Origin of the sequence: Roseibium sp. MMSF_3412, from assembly GCF_030733265.1 — a bacterium.
Lineage (GTDB): Bacteria > Pseudomonadota > Alphaproteobacteria > Rhizobiales > Stappiaceae > Roseibium.
Map to the genome: position 1 here is coordinate 93,460 of NZ_JASHJI010000021.1, position 20,320 is coordinate 113,779.

Sequence of the window (20,320 nt, forward strand, 5' to 3'; positions counted from 1 at the left end):
GGATCGCCCCGGCCGGGCCGCGCAGCGCCTAAGAGGCGCCGCGAACACCTGCGTGTTCCTTGTTGACCTGCAGCGTTTCGTCCACGTTGGAACTGTCGATGACCAACGGTCCCGTCTTTACGTGGCCGATCGGATGCAGGCCGTAATTCAAATACTGGTGGGCAATCTGAATGGACATGAAGCCTTGCAGATATGGCTGCTGATCCATGGCAAAGGCCAGGTCGCCGTTCTTGATGGCAAGAAGGGCTTCGTTGGACAGATCTGCCGTTCCGACCATGATCTCGCCTTTGCGTCCGACTTCGTCCACCGCGCGCAAGGCCGACATCGCAGGAACCGCATTCAGCGTATAGATGCCGTCAATCTGCGGATTTGCCTGGAGGCTTCCCTTGATCGCCTGGGTCATGGCCTGCGGGTTGGTTGCATCTCCCGTCCCAATGGTCTGGTAGATCGTTTCCTTCCCGGCTTTCTTCATGGCGGCAACATAGCCATTGCACCGTTCTTCAACAGTCGGATTTCCCGGAACCTGGTTGAAACACAGGCCCGTCGTAACGCCGGCATCCGCCTGGATCTGACCTGCCTTGTAGCCCATCTGATAGGGGTCTTCGCCAACAAAGCCGATCGATCCGTTGCCTTCCCAAAGGGTCTGGCCGGAATTGTGAATGAGGACGGGAATGCCGGCGGCGGTCGCCTCCTTGATCAACGGATCCATGCCATCGGGAAAGAACTCGCCGACAAGCAGCATTCTGGGCTCGCGGCTGATCGCCTGCTGCAGCAGCCTTGGGTAATCGCTCGTCATGTTCGAGGTGTCCGTGACTGCAATGTACTGGTAATCGACATCGAAAATTTCCGCAGCGTCGTCAAAACCCTTCTTCACAGCGGCGAAAAACGGCCAGGACAGCGGTCCGCTCACGACCAGTATTGGCCCTTCGTCATTGGACATTGCAGGTGACGCGGCGCCGAGGCCGATCGTGACGGCGGCAGCTGCCAAGACTGATTTGAAAAGTTTCATCTGATCCTCCCGTGATCCGACGACACAGACAAGGCGAATTTCGACCGCATCCATGCGTCTGTTCATCATGATGAGCACGGAAACCACACCCGTGTCAATAATTATTCACTTTGAATTACTATTGACCAGTGAGGCGTCCGCTTTTAGGCTGAGCAACATGGGCACTCACGAACTGACTGCCTATCTGATTGAAAGTAAACAAGTCTTGTGAGGTGGTATGCGATCAGTGCTGTGCTATGGAGATTCCAACACCTATGGACAAACCACCGCCAACAAGCCGGACGACCGGTACCCGCATGACGTCCGGTGGCCTGGTGTGCTGCGCGGTCTGATCGGCTCCGAATGGCTTGTGATCGAAGAAGGCCTGAGCGGAAGAACCACCGTCAGCAACGACGAAATCGAAGGCCCGGAAAAGAATGGCCGGACCTATCTTCGGCCCTGCATCATGAGCCACAAGCCACTTGATCTGATCATCATCATGCTCGGAACCAACGATCTGAAAGTGCGTTTCAACAAGACCCCATGTGAAATTGCCATGGGCATCGGAGCCCTTGTGACCGACATAAAGGCCATGCCTGCGGGCGTCGACGGTAAGATCCCCGAAATTCTGATCGTTGCGCCGCCGCCAACCGCTTCTGACTTGAAAGAATGGTCGGATGTGTTTCTCGGGGCTCAGGAAAAATCGCGCGCACTGGCCCGTGAATACGAACGGATTGCCGAAGCCCATGAAGTCCATTTTTTCAATGCGGGTCTTGTCGTCAATTCCAGCGATGAGGACGGCTTTCATCTCGACGTCCAGGCTCACAGGGACCTGGGTCACGCGATTGCCGAAGAGATCGCGGCCATTGGCTGGCCGGATCAAAGTGACTAAACCCTTGGAAGAAAGGGCCGGACGCGAAAGATGCATTCCGTTCCAGACACCCAAACGTGATACGCCATAGTGCGAAGCCACACCTTGAAACCCAGGTGCGTTTCGCGAGTTCTGATTTCAAAGCCGGAGGCTGTACTTTTGCCGGATATGCGTTTTGCCCCGCCACCAACCGTACGTGTCGCAGAACACCCGGGTGGCATGAACCAGGTTCTGGCACGCAGCTTCAATGAACGACTGATCATGTCCCTTCTCCTGCAGCACGACGGCATGACGCGGCTCCAGCTCGGACAGGAAAGCGGGCTCTCAGCGCAAACGATCTCTGTCATTGTCAGGGCACTTGAACGCGACAACCTGGTCAGCAAGGGCGCAGCGGTCCGCGGGCGGATCGGTCCTCCGACGACCCCCATCAGCTTGAACCCCAATGGCGCGTACTCGATCGGGCTGCATGTCGACCGTCACGCGATCGAGGCGACAATCGTCGACTTCGTAGGCGCATCCGTCGCGCAGACGCAGTGCAACCTCACCACCTTTGACGTCCAGACCGTTCGTGACGCACTCACCGGAACGGTGGACACCTTGCTCGGTGAATTGACGGGTGAACAGAAATCCCTCGTCGCCGGCATCGGGCTCGCCTTCCCGCAGCGGTTTGATGCCGAAGAGGAACAGGAACAAGCCGTACTGGCCTACGACTTTGAAAAGGACCTGCGCGCGCATTCCGGCCTGGAGGTCGTGATCCAGGACGATGTAACCGCAGCCGCCAGCGCCGAAACACTCTATGGTCAAGCCAAGCGTATGGATGATCTGCTGTTTTGCTATGCCTCCAAAGACCTTGTTCCGCGGCTGATCCTCGGAGGCCGGATCTATACCGGTTCAAATCCTCAAATTTCAATTTGCGACAGTCAGACCTGGCATCAGACGGCCCGAAGCTTGGAGAGTGACGCGGCGCAGGACGATCTGGGTGTCCAGCGCTGGATCCAGCAGGTTGTCGCAAAGGCCGCTGATCTTGTGCAGGATCTCGGGACGTTCGCGACTGTTCCGGAAATGATCCTGTCGGCACCGGTTCCAACGGATGTCATGGATGAACTGGTAACGCGTATCCGCACGGAGATCCCGACCGGCCTGTCGGTAACAGGGAGCCGGTTCGGTCCGAACGCTTTGGCAATCGGCGCCGCGATCATGCCCATTCAAACGCGCTTTACCGCCAATACGCTTTAGGGCCTAGGGTGAGACGGCGCGAGGCTGTTGCCGCCGGCCCGGGTGCCGATTAGCCTCCGTCTGCCGTAAACCCGGCGGCCTCGATTGCCGCGATTGCGCAGGTTTCGTCATTGTCGGACGAGTCACCCGTAATTCCAACTGCCCCGAGCACCTGGCCGTCCGCTTTGATCAAAACGCCCCCGGGGACCGGCACCAACGATCCTTCGGCAATGCTGTTCATTGCCTGGATGAAGTAGGGCTGCGACTGTGCCCGTTCAAAAAGGGCACGCGAGCCGAGCCCCATTCCGATCGCCCCCCGCGCCTTGCCCTGCGCAATGTCCGGACGCAGATTGCTGGTGCCGTCTTCGCGGGCCAGTGCGATCAGAAATCCACCGCTGTCAAGAACCGCGACTGTTATGGGTTTCATCCCATGGGCGCGCCGCCAGTCCAAAGCCACCGAGACAATTTTCTGCGCTGTATCTAAAGCAAGTTCCACTCCGCCCCCCCGATCTAAGTCCAGGCCTTGGCCTCTTGAGAGATTACGCCGCGATGACCGCCCCGCTTTCTATCAGGCTCGCGACCGCTTCTTGATCATACCCAAGCTGTGACAACACCTCGCGGCTATGTTGTCCCAACACCGGCGCGGCCCTGGCAACTTTGGCAGGTGTTTCACTGAACTTGACCGGATGCCCAATGGTTTTGACATCGCCCGCGACGGCGTGCCTTGTCTCCACGATCATGTCACGCGCGACCGCCTGAGGGTCCTCGTGCATCTCCAGAATGCCCAGGACCGGACCGGCTGGAAGCGCTGCCGCTTCCATCTTGGCCAACCAGTTGGCCGTCGTGTCCCGCCGTAGTTTTTCATTCAGGATGTCGACAAGCGCAGGCAGGTTTTGCATCCGCGCCAGGTTCGACGCAAATCTCGGGTCGGCATCAAGCTCAGGCGTCTCAATGACATCCAGCAAACGGAGCCAGTTGCGCTGGTTCGCTGCACCAACGTTGATCCAGCCGTCACTGGTCGCAAACGCCTGGTAAGGCGCATTCAGCGGATGCGCGGAGCCGAGCGGTTGCGGGTTTTCACTCGTGGAAAAGGCAATCGCCGATTGCCAGTAAGTTTGCACGATCGCGGCCTCAAACAGCGACGTGTCAACTTTTTGACCCCGGCCGGTCTTCAGCGCATTTGCGTAAGCCGCGCTCACACCCATGGCCGCCAGAATACCGGCATTGATGTCTGAAATCGGGGCGGCCACTTTGACCGGCGGACGCCCCGGCCCCTCGCCTGTGATCGACATCAGGCCCGCCATGCCCTGCGCAATCAGGTCGAAACCACCGCGCTCCGCGTAGGGGCCGGTGCGCCCGAACCCGGAGATTTCGCAATAGATCAGGCGCGGGTTGATCGCCGCCAGATCGTCGTAGCCGAGACCCAGCCGTTCCATTGTGCCCATGCGATAGTTTTCGATCACGACATCCGCATCTGACAGGAGCTTGTGTAGCACCTCTCGAGCCGACGGATCCTTGAGGTTCAGCGCTATGCCCCGCTTGTTGCGGTTCATCATCATGTAGGCAGCGGATTCGCCTTCAATCTGGGGAGGAACGAACCGGCGGGAATCGTCGCCTTGCGGCTTTTCCACCTTGATGACATCCGCGCCCATGTCCGCGAGCATCAGGCCGCACACCGGACCTGCCATGATATGCGCAAGTTCGATGACCTTCATACCGGTCAGGGGGCCGGTGGCGGCGGTCATTTCCCGGTCCACTCCGGTCTGGATTTACTCAGGAACGCATCGATGCCGATGTGAAAATCGTCGCTGGTGTAACACATCGCGATCAGGTCGTCGTCTTCCACCGCAATCGCGGCACGGCGGCGGCGCATGGCCTCTTTTGTTGCGCGCAAGGTCAGGGGCGCCATGGTGCCCATCAACTGTGCCAGTTCCCTGGCGCGCACCATCAGGGACGCCTCATCCGGCAGAACCTCGCTCACCAGGCCAATCGCCTTGGCTTCCTCAGCCAGGATCAGCCGCGCAGTGAAGATGATTTCGCGGACGCGGCCTGCGCCCATCAGATCGGACAGGCGGGCGAGGTTGTCGCTGGCAAGGCAATTGCCCAGGGTGCGTGCGATCGGAAACCCGAACTTGAGGCTGGCAGAGCTGATGCGCAGATCACACGCCGCTGCGATCGCCGCCCCGCCGCCTGTACACGCCCCATTGATCGCTGCGATCGTCGGTACCGGACACCGCTCCAGGTCGTCCAGCGCCTGTGCGATGCGGGCTTCGTAGTCCAGCGCGTCCTGCGCAGTCCTGAAATCGCGGAACTGGCTCATGTCGGTGCCGGCCGCGAATGCCTTTCCGCCGTTGCCGGAGATAACGATGGCCCGGACCGATCCGTTGGCCGGCAGCGTTTTGCAGAGATTTGCGAGCCCCTCGTACATCGCAAATGTCAGTGCGTTGCGCGAGCCCGGGCGGTTGAAGGACACCCACAGGACACCGTCTTCCAGATGTTGCGTAAGCTCTTCGGTCATCGGTAAAAGTACTCAACAAGGAACATCGGCACCGCCGGCACGTACGTGCAGAGCATCAGCACCGCCAACAGGACCGCGACAAAGAAGATATTCACTTTCGACACGGCCCAGATATTCGCCCGCGCCACTGAGCAGGACGTGATCAGCACGGATGCGACCGGCGGTGTCTGCTGGCCAATCGCCAGGTTCAGGGTGACAACGAGACCAAAATGCACGGGATCGATGCCGGCGGCAGAGATCAGCGGGATTACGATCGGGACAACCAGAATGATCGCGGCCGCCGAATGCAGAAAGAACCCGATGATCAGGAAAAAGAAGTTCAGGATCAGCAAGATCGCCCATTGCTGAGCGGTGACGGACAAGATCGCTTCCGCCAGTTGCTGAGGGATCTGCGCACGGGTCAGAAAGCCGCCCATCAGAACCGATGCGGCAACCAGAAGCATGACCACGGCGGTTTGTATGCCGCCATCGAGCATCGCCCGGCGCAAATGTGCCAGGTTCAGATTGCGGTACCAGGCAGAGACAACAAGTGCGGCAAGCACGGCCAGCCCTGCGGCTTCTGTTGCGGTGACAAACCCGCCGAAGATCCCGCCCAGGATGATCACCGGCAGCGCAAAAGCGGGCAATGCGTCCTTGAACGTCTCGCGGACGCGCGGCAGGTTGAAGGCCTCTTCTACCGGATAGTCATAGCGTTTTGCGAAAGCATAGGCGACGCCCATCAACCCGGCGGCACCCAGGAGCCCCGGTACAACGCCGGCCACAAACAACTGCTCGACCGAAGTGTTGGCCGAGGCTGCGTAGAGGATCATGGGGATCGATGGCGGGATGATAATCGCCAGCGAGGCAGAGGACGACGTGACAGCGGCCGAAAACTCCTTCGAGTAACCGCGCTTTTTCATTTGCGGGATCAGAATCGAGCCCATTGCAGCGACGTCCGCTACAGCCGAGCCCGAAATCTCCGCGAAGAACAGCGACACGCCGATGTTGACCATCGCCAGACCGCCGCGGATGAAGCCGATGATGGCGGACACGAAATTGATCAGCCGATCCGTGATCCCACCCGCATTCATGATGGCACCGGCCAACACAAACATCGGAATAGCGATCAACGAAAACTTGGTCGATCCGTCATACATGTCCAGGGCAATCGTGACCAGACTGCCGGTGCCCTCGACCGCCAGGAGGCCGATCACCCCACACATGGCCAGCGCAACCGCAATTGGCACATTGATGCAGATCATCGCCAGCAGGGCGCAGAAGATCGCAGCCATCAACATCAGGTACGATCCTTGTTCTTGATCATCTCAGCCTCGACCTCTTCCTCGATCTCCGCGTGTTCCAGCGAAATGCCGTCGGCGGTGACTTTCCAGTAGTTCGGCAGGCTGAGAAGCTGGCACAGGATGAACAGGATCGCGCCAATCGGTATAATCGACTGGGTGAATTGAACCGGAACCCAGGTGAGGGAAATCAACGTGTCGCCTTCAAGAACTTCAAGAACCTGAAGACCGGCCCGCGCCATCAATACAAAGAAGATCAACACGATTGCCTCGGCCACCAGCAAGGCCATAAGACGCGTCTTGACAGGCATCGCCAGAAGCACCGTGTCAAACCCGATGTGACGACGGTGAAGCGCGGCGAGCGCCGAGCCGTAGTAGGTTATCCAGGCCAGCATGATCGCGGCGACTTCGTCGTACCACGAAAAACTCTGGCCCGAGAGGCGTGCAATCACCGCCGAAATCACGACGATGGTCAGAAGCACCATCAGCGAGATCGTGATCCATTCAAGCACTTTGCCGAGGATCGTGACAATCCGGGGTAGGAGTGAGTTCGAGAGCTGGTTCACGTCGCGCCTTGTCCTCTTGCAGGAGCCGAAGGCAGGCTCATGCGGATCTGTATGGCCACAAGACTGAAAGGGCAGCGGATTGCCCGCTGCCCGTTACAAGCGTCAGTTGGTATTTGCCAGGCCCAGAACCTGGTCAATCATGTCCTGCCCGCCTTCGACCTCGTCGGCGAACGCCTTGTAGATCGGCGCGGATGCCTCGACGAATGCGTCCTTGTTCGCCTCATTCACCTCAACTCCGGCGGCCTTGATGACGTCCAGCAATTCGGTTTCCAGCTGCGCCGCCTTTTCGTAGGTGAAGTCCTGCGTGGACGCCGCACAGGCGGTCAGCCCGGCCTGCACGTCCTCCGGCAGTTTCGCGAACCCCTTCTGCGACGCGAGGATATAGGCGGGTGTGTAGACATGCCCGGTTATTGACAGGTACTTCTGGACTTCCTGGAACTTTGCGGATGCGATCTGCGCATAGGGGTTTTCCTGGCCGTCCATCACGCCGGTCTGCAGCGCGGTGAACACGTCCGAAAACGCCATTGGCGTCGGGTTTGCGCCGTATTCGGTGAACATCTTGACACGCCAAACGCCATTGGGAGTGCGAAGTTTGATGCCTTCGAGGTCACCCGGCACATTGATTGGCCGCGTGTTGTTGGTGATGTGGCGGAAGCCGTTCTCGGCAAGACCTACGATGTGATACCCGCCACCGTTTGCAGCTGCCTGAAACTTGTCCATCATCGCATCCTGGACACGGCGCATGTGATCGCGGTCACGGATGATGTAGGGCATCTCGAAAATACCGAATGTATCATCGACCGAAGACATGACGGACGAGGGAAGCGCGAAGTCGACCTGACCCAACTTCAACTTCTGCAAAAGCTCCTTGTCCTTGCCCAACTGTGAAGAGCCGAAGGTCTGCACCTCGACCTTGCCGCCCATCGACGAATTCACACATTCCGCGAAATTGTCGACGCTTGCTTCGAACAGCGAGCCAGGATTGCCGACATGGCCAAATTTCAGCGTGATGTCGGCGGCAAAGGCACTGCTTGTTCCGCCAATCGCAGCGGCTGTTGCGATAAGAATTGCCTTGATGGTCATGTGTGTTTCCTCCCTTGGAAATGTGACTGTTTTCGTCACTCTGCCGCGATTTGCGTGTTCTCCAGCATCGCCATCGCAGCTCCGACTCCCCCCGCGCTGTGGGGAATTCCGGCCTTTGTCAGACCCATCTCGACGCCTGCCAGTGTTGCGACCAGCATGAGGTCGTTGAAGTCACCCAGATGGCCAATGCGGAACACCTTGTCGGCGACTTTCGACAGGCCGTTGCCCAAAGAAATGTCGTAGTGGTCCAGGGCCGTTGCCCGGAACCCGTCTGCGCTGTGGCCTTCCGGGACCATGACAGCCGTCAGCACGCCGCTTTCCTGCCCCTGCTTGTTGCAAAGAACGTCCAGTCCCCAGGTGCGGACGGCAGCACGCGTGGCCGCCCCGTGACGCGCATGGCGGGCGAAGACATTTTCCAGGCCCTCTTCGTGCAACATCTCAATGGCGACGTTGAGCCCGTAGAGCAGGTTCGTGGCGGGCGTGTAGGGGAAGTATCCGGTCTTGTTCGGACCAACCATGTCCGCCCAGTCCCAGTACGACCGCTTTGAGGTGGCCGAACCGTTCGCCGCCATGGCCTTGGCACTTATCGCGTTGAACGAAAGACCCGGCGGCAACATCAGACCCTTTTGTGATCCGGAAACCGTGACATCAACGCCCCATTCGTCATGCTGATAGTCGAGCGACGCAAGACCCGAGATCGTATCGACCATGAACAATGCCGGATGTCCCGTGTTGTCGATGGCCTTGCGGATGGCGGCAATCGGCGAGACGGACCCGGTCGATGTCTCGTTGTGAACAACACAGACGGCCTTGATCTCGTGATTTCTGTCTTCAGCCAGATAGGCCTCGATCTGGTCCGGGTCGGCTCCGCCGCGCCAGTCGCCTTCAATGAACTCGGGCTTCAAATCCAGTTTTTCGGCGATCTTTTTCCACAATGTCGCGAAATGCCCGGTTTCAAACATCAGCACCCGGTCGCCGGGAGACAGAACATTGACCAGTGCCGCCTCCCAACCGCCCGTGCCCGACGATGGATAGATGACAACGTTCTGCTCGGTCTTGAAGATGGTCTTGATCCCTTCCAGGGCCTGCGCACCGACCTTGCCGAACGCCGGGCCCCTGTGGTCAATCACCTGACCGGAGATCGCGCGCAAAATGCGGTCCGGAACCGAACTGGGGCCTGGAATTTGCAGAAAGTGACGACCAGCTTGTCTCATGAATCGAACCTTGTGGGACCTGCGTTTGAACGTGCGTCACAGCATGACATTGAAGTTGTGAATATGCAATTTTTAATTCATAATTCATTTTTTGATGCCGCAAGCCAAGGAATCCGCCGTTGAACGACATTGCGCGTGAACTTTCAAAAAGGGTGTCGGGCGATCTGATGTTCGATCCGTTCTCGCGCGGCCGCTACGCGACGGACGCATCAATTTATCAGATGATGCCGGTGGGCGTGCTCGCGCCGAGATCCGAAGACGACATCCTGGCGGCGATTGACTGCGCGCGCGATCAGGGCGTGCCGATCCTGCCCCGCGGCGGCGGCACATCACAGTGTGGCCAGACCGTCAATGAAGCCCTGGTTTTGGACAACACCGAGTACTTCAACGACATTCTCGAACTTGACGTCGCAAACAAGCGCTGTGTCGTGCGCCCGGGCATCGTGCTCGATGACCTGAACCGGGTGCTCAAACCGCACGGGCTCTGGTTCCCGGTCGATGTCTCGACCGCGTCGCGCGCGACCATCGGCGGCATGACGGGGAACAACTCCTGCGGTGGGAAATCCATCCGGTACGGCATGATGCGGGACAATGTCCTGTCGATCGACGCAATCCTGGCTGATGGCAGCAAACACAGGTTCGGGGCGGGGCTTACTGAGCAGGATGCGGTCTACAACGCGCTTTCCCATGATCTTACGGCGATTGGCCAGCGGGAAGCGGCGGAAATCGCTGCCCGGTTCCCCAATGTCATGCGCCGCGTGGGTGGCTACAACATCGATGCACTGATTTCCGGAGTGAATGCCCAGAACCTCGCGCATCTTCTTGTCGGCTCGGAAGGCACGCTCGCCTACACGACCGCGATCGAGCTGAAGCTCTCCCCGCTGCAGGACGGCAAGGCCCTGGGCGTGTGTCACTTCCCGACCTTTCATCAGGCAATGGATGCCGCACAACATCTGGTGACGCTTGATCCCGAAGGCGTTGAACTGGTCGATCACACGATGATTGCGCTGGCCCGCGACATTCCGCTTTTTGCCAGGACAATCGAGAATTTCGTGACCGGCGCGCCTGAGGCCTTGCTGCTGGTGGAATTCACGCGCACCAACGGGGAACAGAAGTTAAAAGACCTCGACCAGATGATGGGTGACCTCGGCTATTCCTGGACCGGGACCGGCAAGAGCTGGGGCGGTGTCACCGCGGTGACGGATGCAGGCCTGCAGGGACAGATCGCTGAACTGCGCAAATCCGGCCTCAACATAATGATGTCCATGAAGACCGCCGGGAAGCCGGTGTCGTTCGTCGAGGATTGCGCGGTCGAACTGCCTGACCTTGCCGCCTATACGGCAGGGCTGACGGAGATCTTTGAGCGCCACGGCACCACGGGTACATGGTACGCACACGCGTCGGTCGGATGTCTGCACGTGCGCCCGGTGCTGAACCTGAAGCTGGACAATGACGTCGCCACGATGCGCGCGATTGCCGAAGAGTGTTTTGATCTTGTCGCCCGTTACAAGGGGTCGCATTCAGGTGAACATGGCGACGGCATCGTCCGCTCGGAGTTTCATGAAAAGATGTTTGGCTCCCGGATGGTCGCGACCTTTGAGGAGGTGAAACACCGTTTCGATCCGACCGGCGTGTTCAACCCCGGCAAAATCGTCCATGCGCCAAAGATGGATGACCGCAGGCTACTTCGTTATGGACCGGGATATCAGACCTCACACCTGAAAACCGAACTGGATTGGTCCGAGTGGTCGGGAAAAGATGGCGGATTCCAGGGTGCGGTTGAAATGTGCAACAACAACGGAGCCTGCCGCAAACTGAAAGGCGGCGTCATGTGCCCCTCATTTCGGGTGACGCGCAAGGAAAAGGACCTGACCCGCGGCCGTGCCAATACCCTCCGTCTCGCGATTTCCGGACAGCTTGGGCCCGACGCACTGGTATCGGACGAGATGGCAGATGCAATGAAGCTTTGTGTGTCCTGCAAGGGCTGCAAGCGCGAATGCCCGACAGGCGTGGATATGGCGCGGATGAAGATTGAAGTGCTGGCTGCGCGCGCCAGGAAGCATGGCTCCAGCTTTCATGATCGCCTCATCGGCTATCTGCCGCGATACGCTCCCTTTGCGGCGAGAATGCCTTTTCTTATGAACCTGCGGGACAAGGTGCCCGGTTTGGCCAAGGCAACCGAACGCCTGACCGGTTTCACAGCAGAACGCCCGTTGCCCAGATGGGCTGCCAGACCGTTCAAAGACACCGAGGTCATTGCAACCTCTCTTCCGGACGCCGTCTTGTTCGCTGACAGTTTCAACCGCTATTTCGAGCCGGAAAACCTGCGCGCGGCAGTCAGAGTTCTGAACGCCACGGGCAGTCTGGTTGACGTGGTCAAACCGACCGGTGGTGACCGCCCATTGTGTTGTGGCCGTACGTTTCTGTCGGTCGGATTGGTTGATCAGGCACGGCAGGAGGCCAAACGGCTTGTCGATGCACTCATGCCTTATGCAGAACGTGGCGTTCCCATCATCGGCCTGGAACCAAGCTGCCTCTTGACCCTTCGCGACGAGATACCGGCGCTGTTACCCGGAGAAGACAGCGCAAAAATCGCCAAGCTGGCCCTGATGTTCGAGGAGTTCATTGCCTGTCAAACGGACAATCCGCAGTTCACATCCCGCCTTCAGTCTCCGGCGCCCGAGGTAATATTGCACGGGCACTGCCACCAGAAGGCCATGGGGGTCATGCCGGCAATCGAACGAACACTGGCGCTCTTGCCGGACACCAGCGTTACCAGGATCGAAAGCAGCTGCTGCGGCATGGCAGGCGCATTCGGTTACGGTTCAGACACCTATGACACGTCGATAAAGATGGCCGAACTGGACGTTCTTCCCGCTGCGCGCGCCGCATCCAGCGATGCCATTGTCGTGGCAGATGGCACGTCCTGTCGCCACCAGATCGCAGAGAACACCGATCGCAATCCGATGCACATGGCCCAACTTCTCGACTTGGCACTGAAACGAGTGTAAACGCTGCAAAATGACTGATGTATCCGCGAACATGATAATCGAACGAAGGTCACTTCACCTTGAATTGGTGGAACGTCTGCGTCCTTTGATCATCGAAGGCCAAATGGCCCCGGACAAAAAGGTCCCTGAAAAGGCCCTTTGCGAACAGTTCAGTGTTTCACGAACCCCTTTGCGCGAAGCGTTGAAGGTTTTGGCCGCAGAGGGATTGGTCCGGTTGGAACCAAATCGCGGCGCATGGGTCACTGCGATCACGATTGAAGAGGTCGAAGAGGTCTTTCCGGTGCTCGCCGTTCTTGAGGGCCTGTCGGGGGAACTGGCCTGCGAAAAAATCTCCGACGAGGAAATTGCCAAGATCCGCGCGCTTCACGACGCGATGATACAAAGCTATCACGACAGGGACCTGGTCACGTATTTCAAGCTTAACCAGGACATCCATCTCGGCATTCTATCCGCGGCAAGAAACGAGACCCTGGCCAACTCCAGCATGGCGTTGTCAGCGCGTATGCTGCGCGCACGGTATGCGGCCAACATGTCTGACGAGCGCTGGGGCGAAGCCGTGGACGAACACAATGAAATTATTCGGGCGCTGGAAGCGCGCGATGGCAAGAAACTGGCGTCCATCCTGATTGTTCACATGAAAAACAAGCAAAGCTCGGTGATGCGCTGGTTGCAGAGCGCACCCGGCGACCAAGCCGACTAAGGCGCACCGGTCTCACTGAGCCCTTGATTTGAGGCTGTCGAAGTGACGCCGCCCGCATCGCTTCTCAAGCGGACGGCGACCAGGCAAACGCACTCTCAGCCAATTGCATCGTCATCCGGAAACGGAGCTTGCAGTCCGCAATCAGCCGCAAGCACATTCAGGTCGCGCCGAAGAGCGGGGTTCAAGGCAAGGCCATTGGATCGGCGCGCATCAGCCGACGCTGTCTTGCCCTCACCCGGCAACCGCACAGGATCATGACCTGGAAGCGGCTCCGAGGCACGCATCTCGTCAAAGACCCGACTTGCGGCGTCGGCAAAATCGTCCCCGATTCCGAAGGCAGCGGGATCAAGTGCCATGACAAACATGCCGGTATTGGTGGAAGAGGTCGTGTCGTTCGTGAAGTCAACGACGTCTGACCCGAAGGCGGCCCCATTAAGGACACCTGCCAAAAGCCCGATTGCAACCGACAAGCCGAAGCCCTTCGCACCGCCAATCGGCAGGAGGAAGCCCTCTGCTTTCCTGGCTGGATCCGTGAGCGGCCTACCGTCCCGTCCAACCATCCAGCCTTCGGGCATCTCCCTGCCCTGTTGCAGAAGCGTCTTGATCTTTCCCATCGCCGCAACGGTGGTCGCCATGTCGAATACGAACGGATCGGCACCGGCGGCAGGCGCTGAAAACGCGATCGGGTTGGTCCCAAGCAGAAGGTCGGTTCCTCCATACGGCGGAACGTGGTTTGCGCTTCCAACCGCAGCCGCCATGCCAAGCAGACCAGCCTCGGCTTGTGGCCTCACATAGAGCGCCAGGGGCCCGGCATGATTGCCGCGGCGAACGCCGACCCAGCCGATCCCGGCGGCGCGCGCCTTTTCGATGGCAAGATCACGCGCCGCGGACATTGCAAGATGGCCGAGCCCGTCGTCCCCGTCGATCACGGCCGTGGCAACGGTTTCATGCGCCACGGTCACTGACGGGGTCGGGTTGCAGCCACCGCCGTTCAAACGCGCCAGGTACTGCCGCAGGCGAAAAACGCCGTGTGTGCCGTACCCGAAGATGTCCGCCTCCACCATGAGCCCGGCGACCTTGGCGGCATCATCTTGCGGGACCCCTTTCGACTGAAGCGCCGCCGAAACGAAATCGCACAGGCTGTGCACCGGTATCGTGGAGGCTTCAGTGATCGTGTGCACCGACGGATTCCTTTTGCCAGAAGACGACCCTGCGCTGCGTCCACTGTACGATCAGGTACAGCACCAGTCCGACAAGGCTCAGATACAAGATCAACGAGAACACCCGAGGCGTGTTGAGCTGGGATGCCGCGACCCTGATCAGTTCGCCAAAGCCTTTGCCGCCGCCCAGGAATTCGCCTGTAATTGCGCCCGCCATGACGCCAACCGCGCCGATCTTGAGCCCTGTGAAGATCTGAGGCAGCCCGGTAGGCAGCTTCATCTTGATCAATGTCTGCATTCGGCTTGCGCCCATGGTCTTGAAGAGCATGCGGGCATTCTCATCGGCCGAATGCAGGCCGGCTGCCGTTCCAACCACGATCGGGAAGGTGGCGATAAACGCTGCCAGGGCCACCTTGGATTCGATGCCGAAACCGAGCCAGGCAACAAAGAGGGGCGCAAAGGCAACCTTCGGCATGGTGTCGATGGCAACCAGGTAGGGCATGACGGCCTTTTCCCCGAACGCCGTTTCACCGACAAGGACGCCGAGCGAGAAGCCGATAGCGATGGCAAGCGCGAACCCGTAGATCACCTCCTTGACCGTGATCCAGAGAGCGACAAGCATGTAACCGCCGCTCAGAAGGTTGTTTCCGACGAAAATCATGTCGCTGAAGGTCTCCCACGGCGTGGGCAGAATGATCGGCGAAACGAGTCCCAGACGCGTGACCAGGTCCCACGTACCGATGAAAACCACGAACACAAACGTCATGGCGATCGAACGGGGCACGGAATCGATGAATGCAACTTCCTGAACCCAGACGGTATCGTCCTCCGCCCCGGTCTCCAGCCGCTGATTGGTGGGCGCATCAGTCACATGTTTTCTCCCTTGTCCAACATGCCGCGAATGTGATCCACGATTTCGCCAAACCTCGGCGTCGTCATCATATCGAGCGTGCGCGGCCGGGGCAGATCAACGTGGACGATCTCCGCAATTCGGCCCGGACGGGGCTTCATGACGACGATCTCATCCGACAGGATCACCGCTTCCTGGATGGAATGCGTGACCAGAAAAGCCGTCGCGTCCTGCTCACGGCAAATTCTCTGCAATTCCATGTTCATCATGTCGCGAGAGAGCTCATCCAGCGCGCTGAACGGCTCGTCCAGGAGCAGAACGGCCGGTTCGGTTATCAGCATCCGGCAGATCGACGCGCGCTGCGCCATGCCACCGGACAGTTCGTTGGGATAAACGTTCTCGAACCCTTTCAACCCGACAATGTCGAGAAGATCATGCGCCTTTTCCCTCGCCAGCTTGGCGGCCGCTTTCCCATCGCGGATCTCGATCGGAAGCACGATGTTCTCGACCGCTGTTTTCCAGGGAAACAGCGTGGCCTGCTGGAACATCATCCCGATGTCCCGGCGCGGGCCGGTGACAGGCTTGTCCTGAAGGATCACGCGGCCTTTCGTGGGAGGAATGAGCCCTGCCATGATCTTCAGCAGGGTCGATTTCCCGCAGCCGCTTGATCCGATGACCGACGTGAAGCTCCCGTGGCGCAAGGTGAGGTTCACGTCCTCCAGCGCGACCACCGCGTTGCGCGCATAGGTCTTGCTGACGTTCGTCAGTTCGTAAACCGGCGCGTCAGGTGAAGCGCCGGAATTTTCATGTGCCAACGAGGCGTTCATCTGTCGACGGCCGCACTTCCGAGTTCAGCGAACTCATTGGTCCAGATCGCGTTCAGATCGTCGAGAGGCCCGGAGATCTCTCCGCCGGCGACAAGAGCGTCCTGCCACTCGCCCCAGACTTGCTCCGGATACCAGCCGAGATGTGGCGTGTCGCCGGCCGCGATCGTCTTGGAACGAACCGCGTCGAACAGGGCCGACTGGAACTCCTTGTCTTCGCCTTCCTGCGGATTGCCTGCGGCAAGGTGGGCAAGGACGGCCTCGCGATTGGCATCGTCCAGCGCAAAGGCATGGCCCTTGGCGAAGGCACGGCTCCACGCTTCGACAAGATCCCGGTCGTTTGCGATCGTATCGGCCATGGTGGCAATGCCGTTGCCGAAGAACCGGCCGAACTCGGCGGGCGTTATGTCACGCACCTTCATGCCGCGCTGATTGAGAATGGCCGTATCCGCGGTCGACGCAGAGTAGGCGTCGATCTCGCCGTTCAGAAACGCCGCGGTTGCCGGACCGCCGTCACCGACGGTGAGGAACTCAAAGTCCGTGCCTTCAACCATTCCGGCACCTGTCAGCACGTTGCGGGCAAAGCCGACCTCCGCACCGTCCGCCGTCCCTGTTCCGATAACCTTGCCACGCAGATCTTCGACCGATTGGTAGTCGGAGCCTTCCTGGACCGCGATGCCAAAATTGCTCCGTGCCGCCACATTGTAGATGTGCACCGCATCCACGCCGCGCGAGCGCGCCGCGATGAGCGGCCCGGGACCCGGGCGGCCGAAATGCGCCTGTCCTGCCGACAACGCTTGCAGAACCGCGCCTGAACCGTTGATGGCTTCGACAGTCACGTTCAGGCCCTCGTCCTCGAAGAAACCTTCGCCGATGGCGACAAAGACCGGAAACGAGTTGATTGCAGACGGGCTCGGCTGCACAAAAGTGATGTCACGCAGGCCTTGTGCAAAGGCACCCTTTGCAGCCAATCCGGCGACGGGTACCGCCGCCAGTAACGATGTGAATGTTCTACGGTTCATCATACGCTTATTCCTCCCTTCGCGTTCTTTCCAATCCCCCTCGTCCAACCGGCGTCTTCGGAAGATCGCTTATACGGCGCGCACCGGATTCGTGAGCGTGCCGATCCCTGAGATATTGCAAACGACGGTGTCGCCATCCTTCAGGAAACTTGGCGGGTCCATGGCGTATCCAACGCCCGCCGGCGTCCCGGTGGCGATTATGTCGCCGGGCTCCAACGTCATGCCCTCCGACAACGAGGCGATGAGTGTCTCGATATCGAAAATCATGTCCGCGGTGTTGCCGTTCTGCCGGATCTCACCATTTACGGTCAGCGAGATCGGCAACGCATGCGGATCATCGATGGCGTCCGCGGTCACGATCCACGGACCCATGGGACAGGAGCCGTCAAAGGCCTTTCCCTTGAAATTCTGCCCGCCATGGCGGCGCTGCACGTCCCGGGCGGAGATGTCATTCAAAATGGTGTAGCCGAAGACGTGTTTCATCGCGTCCGCCTTGGCGATATTGCGCCCGGGCGCGCCAATGATCACGGCCAGTTCGACTTCGTAGTCGGTTTGCGTCGAGACGCTCGGAAAGGTCAGCACATCGCCGCCAGGGCCGACGATGGACGTCGGCGGCTTGGTGAAGAAAACCGGATACTCGGTTACGCCGACCTGTTGCTTTTGCGCCCGGTCTCCCTCGGTGATGTGTTCAGCGTAGTTGCGCCCGACACACAGAACATTCTTGCGAATGTTGGGGATTGGCGCCAATAGCTCCGCGCCTTCCGGCAGAATTGCCGCGTCAAGGACACCGGCTTCTGCGTCGGCCACCAGGCTGCGCGCGATATCGAGCGTCTCCGGCGGTCCGGCAATCAGAAGGAGCATTGAATTTGCTTTCAATGCCTCTGCAGCAGGGTCCGTCAGGCGGTGCGCAGCTTTGGACAGGTTCAAAAGACGGTCGTCATTCAATACGGCCGCACAGATTTTCTCCCCACCGGCTGACACTGTGGCTAGACGCACGATCTTCTCCTCCCGACACTGTCTTTTTTGCGGCAGACTGTCGCAATGTTCTGCGTTCTCTTGCTAACCTCGATGACAAGAGTTGAATGACTCTCGCTCTAATTCAATCAACCAATCAGCAAATTGGGTGGCGATATGAACGAGACAGCCGAACTGTCACAAAGACTGCGTGACCTGATCGACAGTGCCGGATATCGGTTGAACGACCGCATCCTGCCCGAGCGCGAACTGTGCAAACGCCTGGACACGACACGCAACCAACTGCGCAAGGCCCTTGCCGACCTGGAAGCGCAGGGGTTGATCTGGCGGCACGTCGGACGGGGCACGTTTGTCGGCTCAAGGCCCGTCCTGAACCTTCAGGACGTGACCTACCTTCGCGACCAGATCAAGCCGGAACAGGTGGTCACGGTCCGCTACAACATCGAGCCCGAACTGGCGCGGCTCGCGGCCCTGAATGCGAGCAAATCTGATTGTAAACAAATGAAAATTTGCGCTGAGAAGTGTCGTGAAGCAAAAGATTGGCGCGCTTACGAAGCGTGGGACAACAAGTTGCACCACGTCATCGCACGCGGCACGCGCAATCAGCTCTACCTGTATTTTTTCGAAACGCTGAACTCGGTGCGCCGGTCAATTGTCTGGGGCCAGCCGCGCGATACGCGCAAGCCCGTGCCCGGCTATACCAGCTTCATAGAACACGATGCGATCGTGCGCGCGATCACGGCCAGAAACGGAGAGCTGGCCATGCAAATGATGCAGCAACACCTGCGCTCGGTTTACTCACGGATGATGCCGGAAGTCGTTTTGGGCGGGAATGGAGCTCAACCAATCTGAGAAATGGTTGGCCCAAACTCGTTGCCAACGCGTTTATTTTTTGCGCATTCGGTCCAAGTCATTAAACGAGCGGTCCCAAATCGGTATCGCGAGCCCGCAGGCCAGCGACAACAGACCGCAAGCGAGGAAAACGATGTCTGAGCATGTTATCGAGACACCAAAGGTTCACACCATTCCCACGAGCGACGGGGGAGCATTTCCGGTTCGCCGTGTGTACTGCATCGGCCGGAACTTTGCAGCGCATGCTGTTGAAATGGGGCACGACCCGAATCGCGAACCGCCTTTCTTTTTTCAGAAGAACCCAAATAATCTCGATGCTTCGGGCGAATTTCCCTACCCCCCTCACACATCTGACGTCCATCACGAGGTCGAACTCCTGGTCGGACTGAAGAGCGGTGGTACAAACATCGCCCTGTCTGATGCGCTCAACCACGTCTGGGGTTACGGCGTGTCGCTGGACATGACACGGAGAGACCTGCAGGGCGAGATGAAAAAGATGGGACGCCCATGGGAAATAGGCAAAGCCTTCGAACGGTCCGGGCCAGTGGGCCCGTTGCATCCGGTGTCCGATGTCGGTCACCCCGACCAGGGCCGGATTGCGCTGACGGTCAATGGCGACCTGCGGCAGGAAGGTGATTTGAACCAGATGATCTGGAAGGTACCTGAAATGATCTCCTATCTTTCGGAGTATTTCGAACTCGCGGCGGGGGATGTGATCATGGCCGGGACCCCGTCAGGTGTAAATGCGGTGGAGCCGGGCGATACCATGGAAGCAAGCATCGATTCCATCGGCACACTGACCGTCAAGGTCGTCTGAAACCTGAAGCGAGGCCGGCGCGTGCTGTTTGAACTTGCTCAGAACAGCCACCCCCCGGTGGATGACACGCTCAATCGTCGTGAAAAGGGCCCAACAGATCCGACCTGGGCAGATCGGAAAATCCAGGCGGACGTACTCCGTTGCCTTTTGGCCTCCAACGTTGCTATTGGGCGCAAGGGTAGTGCCTCAGGATTGCGCGCACCAGGACTGGCGCAAAGATTGGTGCTTTGCGGGTCGTCCGATCCGCCGCCGCTTGAACGGATCAGCCCGAGTTGCGCCTTCTTTTGGGGCCAACCATAGAAAAAGTCCGCAGGCATTTGGCGTGCGGGCTGATTTTGGTTTCGTGCGCAGGATTTGGTGTTTTTCTGCCCCGTTGC

Annotated in this window: 19 protein-coding genes; 6 read left to right on the top strand and 13 right to left on the bottom strand. The window is 59.1% G+C overall.

Annotation, left to right across the window (positions count from 1 at the left end; all coding sequences use genetic code 11):
• Positions 1 to 28: 28 nt before the first annotated feature.
• Complete coding sequence (locus RBB49_RS25755; protein WP_306145813.1) at positions 29 to 1,009, bottom strand: sugar ABC transporter substrate-binding protein; 981 nt, start codon at positions 1,007 to 1,009, stop codon at positions 29 to 31.
• 217 nt (positions 1,010 to 1,226) lie between these two features.
• Between RBB49_RS25755 and RBB49_RS25760 the strand changes: the two genes are divergently transcribed.
• Positions 1,227 to 1,880: an SGNH/GDSL hydrolase family protein gene (locus RBB49_RS25760; RefSeq protein WP_306145814.1), complete on the top strand. Its 654-nt coding sequence runs from the start codon at positions 1,227 to 1,229 to the stop codon at positions 1,878 to 1,880.
• 147 nt (positions 1,881 to 2,027) lie between these two features.
• Positions 2,028 to 3,095, top strand: coding sequence for an ROK family transcriptional regulator (locus RBB49_RS25765; RefSeq protein ID WP_306145829.1), 1,068 nt, complete (start codon positions 2,028 to 2,030; stop codon positions 3,093 to 3,095).
• 49 nt (positions 3,096 to 3,144) lie between these two features.
• On the opposite strand, the gene RBB49_RS25770 is transcribed toward RBB49_RS25765, so the two are convergent.
• The 7 genes from RBB49_RS25770 to RBB49_RS25800 all read right to left on the bottom strand — a co-directional run bounded on the left by RBB49_RS25770 (position 3,145) and on the right by RBB49_RS25800 (position 9,732).
• Positions 3,145 to 3,570, bottom strand: coding sequence for a heme-binding protein (locus RBB49_RS25770; protein ID WP_306145815.1), 426 nt, complete (start codon positions 3,568 to 3,570; stop codon positions 3,145 to 3,147).
• A gap of 43 nt (positions 3,571 to 3,613) precedes the next feature.
• Complete coding sequence (locus RBB49_RS25775) at positions 3,614 to 4,819, bottom strand: CaiB/BaiF CoA-transferase family protein (RefSeq protein ID WP_306145816.1); 1,206 nt, start codon at positions 4,817 to 4,819, stop codon at positions 3,614 to 3,616.
• On the bottom strand, positions 4,816 to 5,592 hold the full coding sequence (locus RBB49_RS25780) for an enoyl-CoA hydratase (protein ID WP_306145817.1): 777 nt from the start codon (positions 5,590 to 5,592) through the stop codon (positions 4,816 to 4,818). The genes RBB49_RS25775 and RBB49_RS25780 overlap by 4 nt, the downstream gene beginning before the upstream one ends.
• Positions 5,589 to 6,869, bottom strand: coding sequence for a TRAP transporter large permease (locus RBB49_RS25785; RefSeq protein ID WP_197000742.1), 1,281 nt, complete (start codon positions 6,867 to 6,869; stop codon positions 5,589 to 5,591). The genes RBB49_RS25780 and RBB49_RS25785 overlap by 4 nt, the downstream gene beginning before the upstream one ends.
• On the bottom strand, positions 6,869 to 7,435 hold the full coding sequence (locus tag RBB49_RS25790) for a TRAP transporter small permease (protein ID WP_306145818.1): 567 nt from the start codon (positions 7,433 to 7,435) through the stop codon (positions 6,869 to 6,871). The genes RBB49_RS25785 and RBB49_RS25790 overlap by 1 nt, the downstream gene beginning before the upstream one ends.
• A gap of 102 nt (positions 7,436 to 7,537) precedes the next feature.
• Entirely contained in the window at positions 7,538 to 8,518 is a 981-nt protein-coding gene (locus tag RBB49_RS25795) for a TRAP transporter substrate-binding protein (RefSeq protein WP_306145819.1), read from the bottom strand.
• A gap of 35 nt (positions 8,519 to 8,553) precedes the next feature.
• The gene (locus RBB49_RS25800; RefSeq protein ID WP_306145820.1) at positions 8,554 to 9,732 is read right to left on the bottom strand and encodes an alanine--glyoxylate aminotransferase family protein; all 1,179 of its coding nucleotides are present in this window, start codon (positions 9,730 to 9,732) and stop codon (positions 8,554 to 8,556) included.
• A 167-nt stretch (positions 9,733 to 9,899) separates the two neighbouring features.
• Between RBB49_RS25800 and RBB49_RS25805 the strand changes: the two genes are divergently transcribed.
• Positions 9,900 to 12,743, top strand: coding sequence for an FAD-binding and (Fe-S)-binding domain-containing protein (locus RBB49_RS25805; protein ID WP_306145830.1), 2,844 nt, complete (start codon positions 9,900 to 9,902; stop codon positions 12,741 to 12,743).
• Between the two features lie 31 nt (positions 12,744 to 12,774).
• Positions 12,775 to 13,443: a GntR family transcriptional regulator gene (locus RBB49_RS25810; protein ID WP_306145831.1), complete on the top strand. Its 669-nt coding sequence runs from the start codon at positions 12,775 to 12,777 to the stop codon at positions 13,441 to 13,443.
• A 95-nt stretch (positions 13,444 to 13,538) separates the two neighbouring features.
• On the opposite strand, the gene RBB49_RS25815 is transcribed toward RBB49_RS25810, so the two are convergent.
• The 5 genes from RBB49_RS25815 to RBB49_RS25835 form a co-directional block, all read right to left on the bottom strand.
• Positions 13,539 to 14,624 (bottom strand): Ldh family oxidoreductase, encoded by a 1,086-nt coding sequence (locus RBB49_RS25815; protein WP_306145821.1) that lies wholly within the window; start codon positions 14,622 to 14,624, stop codon positions 13,539 to 13,541.
• Positions 14,608 to 15,474: an ABC transporter permease gene (locus RBB49_RS25820; RefSeq protein WP_306145822.1), complete on the bottom strand. Its 867-nt coding sequence runs from the start codon at positions 15,472 to 15,474 to the stop codon at positions 14,608 to 14,610. The genes RBB49_RS25815 and RBB49_RS25820 overlap by 17 nt, the downstream gene beginning before the upstream one ends.
• Positions 15,471 to 16,268 carry an ABC transporter ATP-binding protein gene (locus RBB49_RS25825; RefSeq protein ID WP_306145823.1) on the bottom strand — a complete coding sequence of 266 codons (798 nt, stop codon included), beginning with the start codon at positions 16,266 to 16,268 and terminating at the stop codon, positions 15,471 to 15,473. The genes RBB49_RS25820 and RBB49_RS25825 overlap by 4 nt, the downstream gene beginning before the upstream one ends.
• A gap of 8 nt (positions 16,269 to 16,276) precedes the next feature.
• On the bottom strand, positions 16,277 to 17,299 hold the full coding sequence (locus RBB49_RS25830) for an ABC transporter substrate-binding protein (protein ID WP_306145824.1): 1,023 nt from the start codon (positions 17,297 to 17,299) through the stop codon (positions 16,277 to 16,279).
• A 69-nt stretch (positions 17,300 to 17,368) separates the two neighbouring features.
• Positions 17,369 to 18,295 carry a fumarylacetoacetate hydrolase family protein gene (locus RBB49_RS25835; protein ID WP_306145825.1) on the bottom strand — a complete coding sequence of 309 codons (927 nt, stop codon included), beginning with the start codon at positions 18,293 to 18,295 and terminating at the stop codon, positions 17,369 to 17,371.
• Positions 18,296 to 18,430: 135 nt separating this feature from the next.
• On the opposite strand from RBB49_RS25835, the gene RBB49_RS25840 reads away from it, so the two are divergent.
• Both RBB49_RS25840 and RBB49_RS25845 read left to right on the top strand, forming a co-directional pair.
• A complete protein-coding gene (locus tag RBB49_RS25840; protein ID WP_306145826.1) occupies positions 18,431 to 19,126 on the top strand; it encodes a FadR/GntR family transcriptional regulator in 696 nt (231 codons plus the stop codon).
• Positions 19,127 to 19,259: 133 nt separating this feature from the next.
• The gene (locus RBB49_RS25845) at positions 19,260 to 19,943 is read left to right on the top strand and encodes a fumarylacetoacetate hydrolase family protein (RefSeq protein ID WP_306145827.1); all 684 of its coding nucleotides are present in this window, start codon (positions 19,260 to 19,262) and stop codon (positions 19,941 to 19,943) included.
• Positions 19,944 to 20,320: the final 377 nt, after the last annotated feature.

What these genes read in the sequence shown, in the direction of transcription:
- RBB49_RS25755 (WP_306145813.1), bottom strand. Translation starts at nt 1,009, where the DNA reads ATGAAACTTTTCAAATCAGTCTTGGCAGCTGCCGCCGTCACGATCGGC.
- RBB49_RS25760 (WP_306145814.1), top strand. Translation starts at nt 1,227, where the DNA reads ATGCGATCAGTGCTGTGCTATGGAGATTCCAACACCTATGGACAAACC.
- RBB49_RS25765 (WP_306145829.1), top strand. Translation starts at nt 2,028, where the DNA reads ATGCGTTTTGCCCCGCCACCAACCGTACGTGTCGCAGAACACCCGGGT.
- RBB49_RS25775 (WP_306145816.1), bottom strand. Translation starts at nt 4,819, where the DNA reads ATGACCGCCGCCACCGGCCCCCTGACCGGTATGAAGGTCATCGAACTT.
- RBB49_RS25780 (WP_306145817.1), bottom strand. Translation starts at nt 5,592, where the DNA reads ATGACCGAAGAGCTTACGCAACATCTGGAAGACGGTGTCCTGTGGGTG.
- RBB49_RS25785 (WP_197000742.1), bottom strand. Translation starts at nt 6,869, where the DNA reads ATGTTGATGGCTGCGATCTTCTGCGCCCTGCTGGCGATGATCTGCATC.
- RBB49_RS25795 (WP_306145819.1), bottom strand. Translation starts at nt 8,518, where the DNA reads ATGACCATCAAGGCAATTCTTATCGCAACAGCCGCTGCGATTGGCGGA.
- RBB49_RS25800 (WP_306145820.1), bottom strand. Translation starts at nt 9,732, where the DNA reads ATGAGACAAGCTGGTCGTCACTTTCTGCAAATTCCAGGCCCCAGTTCG.
- RBB49_RS25805 (WP_306145830.1), top strand. Translation starts at nt 9,900, where the DNA reads ATGTTCGATCCGTTCTCGCGCGGCCGCTACGCGACGGACGCATCAATT.
- RBB49_RS25810 (WP_306145831.1), top strand. Translation starts at nt 12,775, where the DNA reads ATGATAATCGAACGAAGGTCACTTCACCTTGAATTGGTGGAACGTCTG.
- RBB49_RS25830 (WP_306145824.1), bottom strand. Translation starts at nt 17,299, where the DNA reads ATGAACCGTAGAACATTCACATCGTTACTGGCGGCGGTACCCGTCGCC.
- RBB49_RS25840 (WP_306145826.1), top strand. Translation starts at nt 18,431, where the DNA reads ATGAACGAGACAGCCGAACTGTCACAAAGACTGCGTGACCTGATCGAC.
- RBB49_RS25845 (WP_306145827.1), top strand. Translation starts at nt 19,260, where the DNA reads ATGTCTGAGCATGTTATCGAGACACCAAAGGTTCACACCATTCCCACG.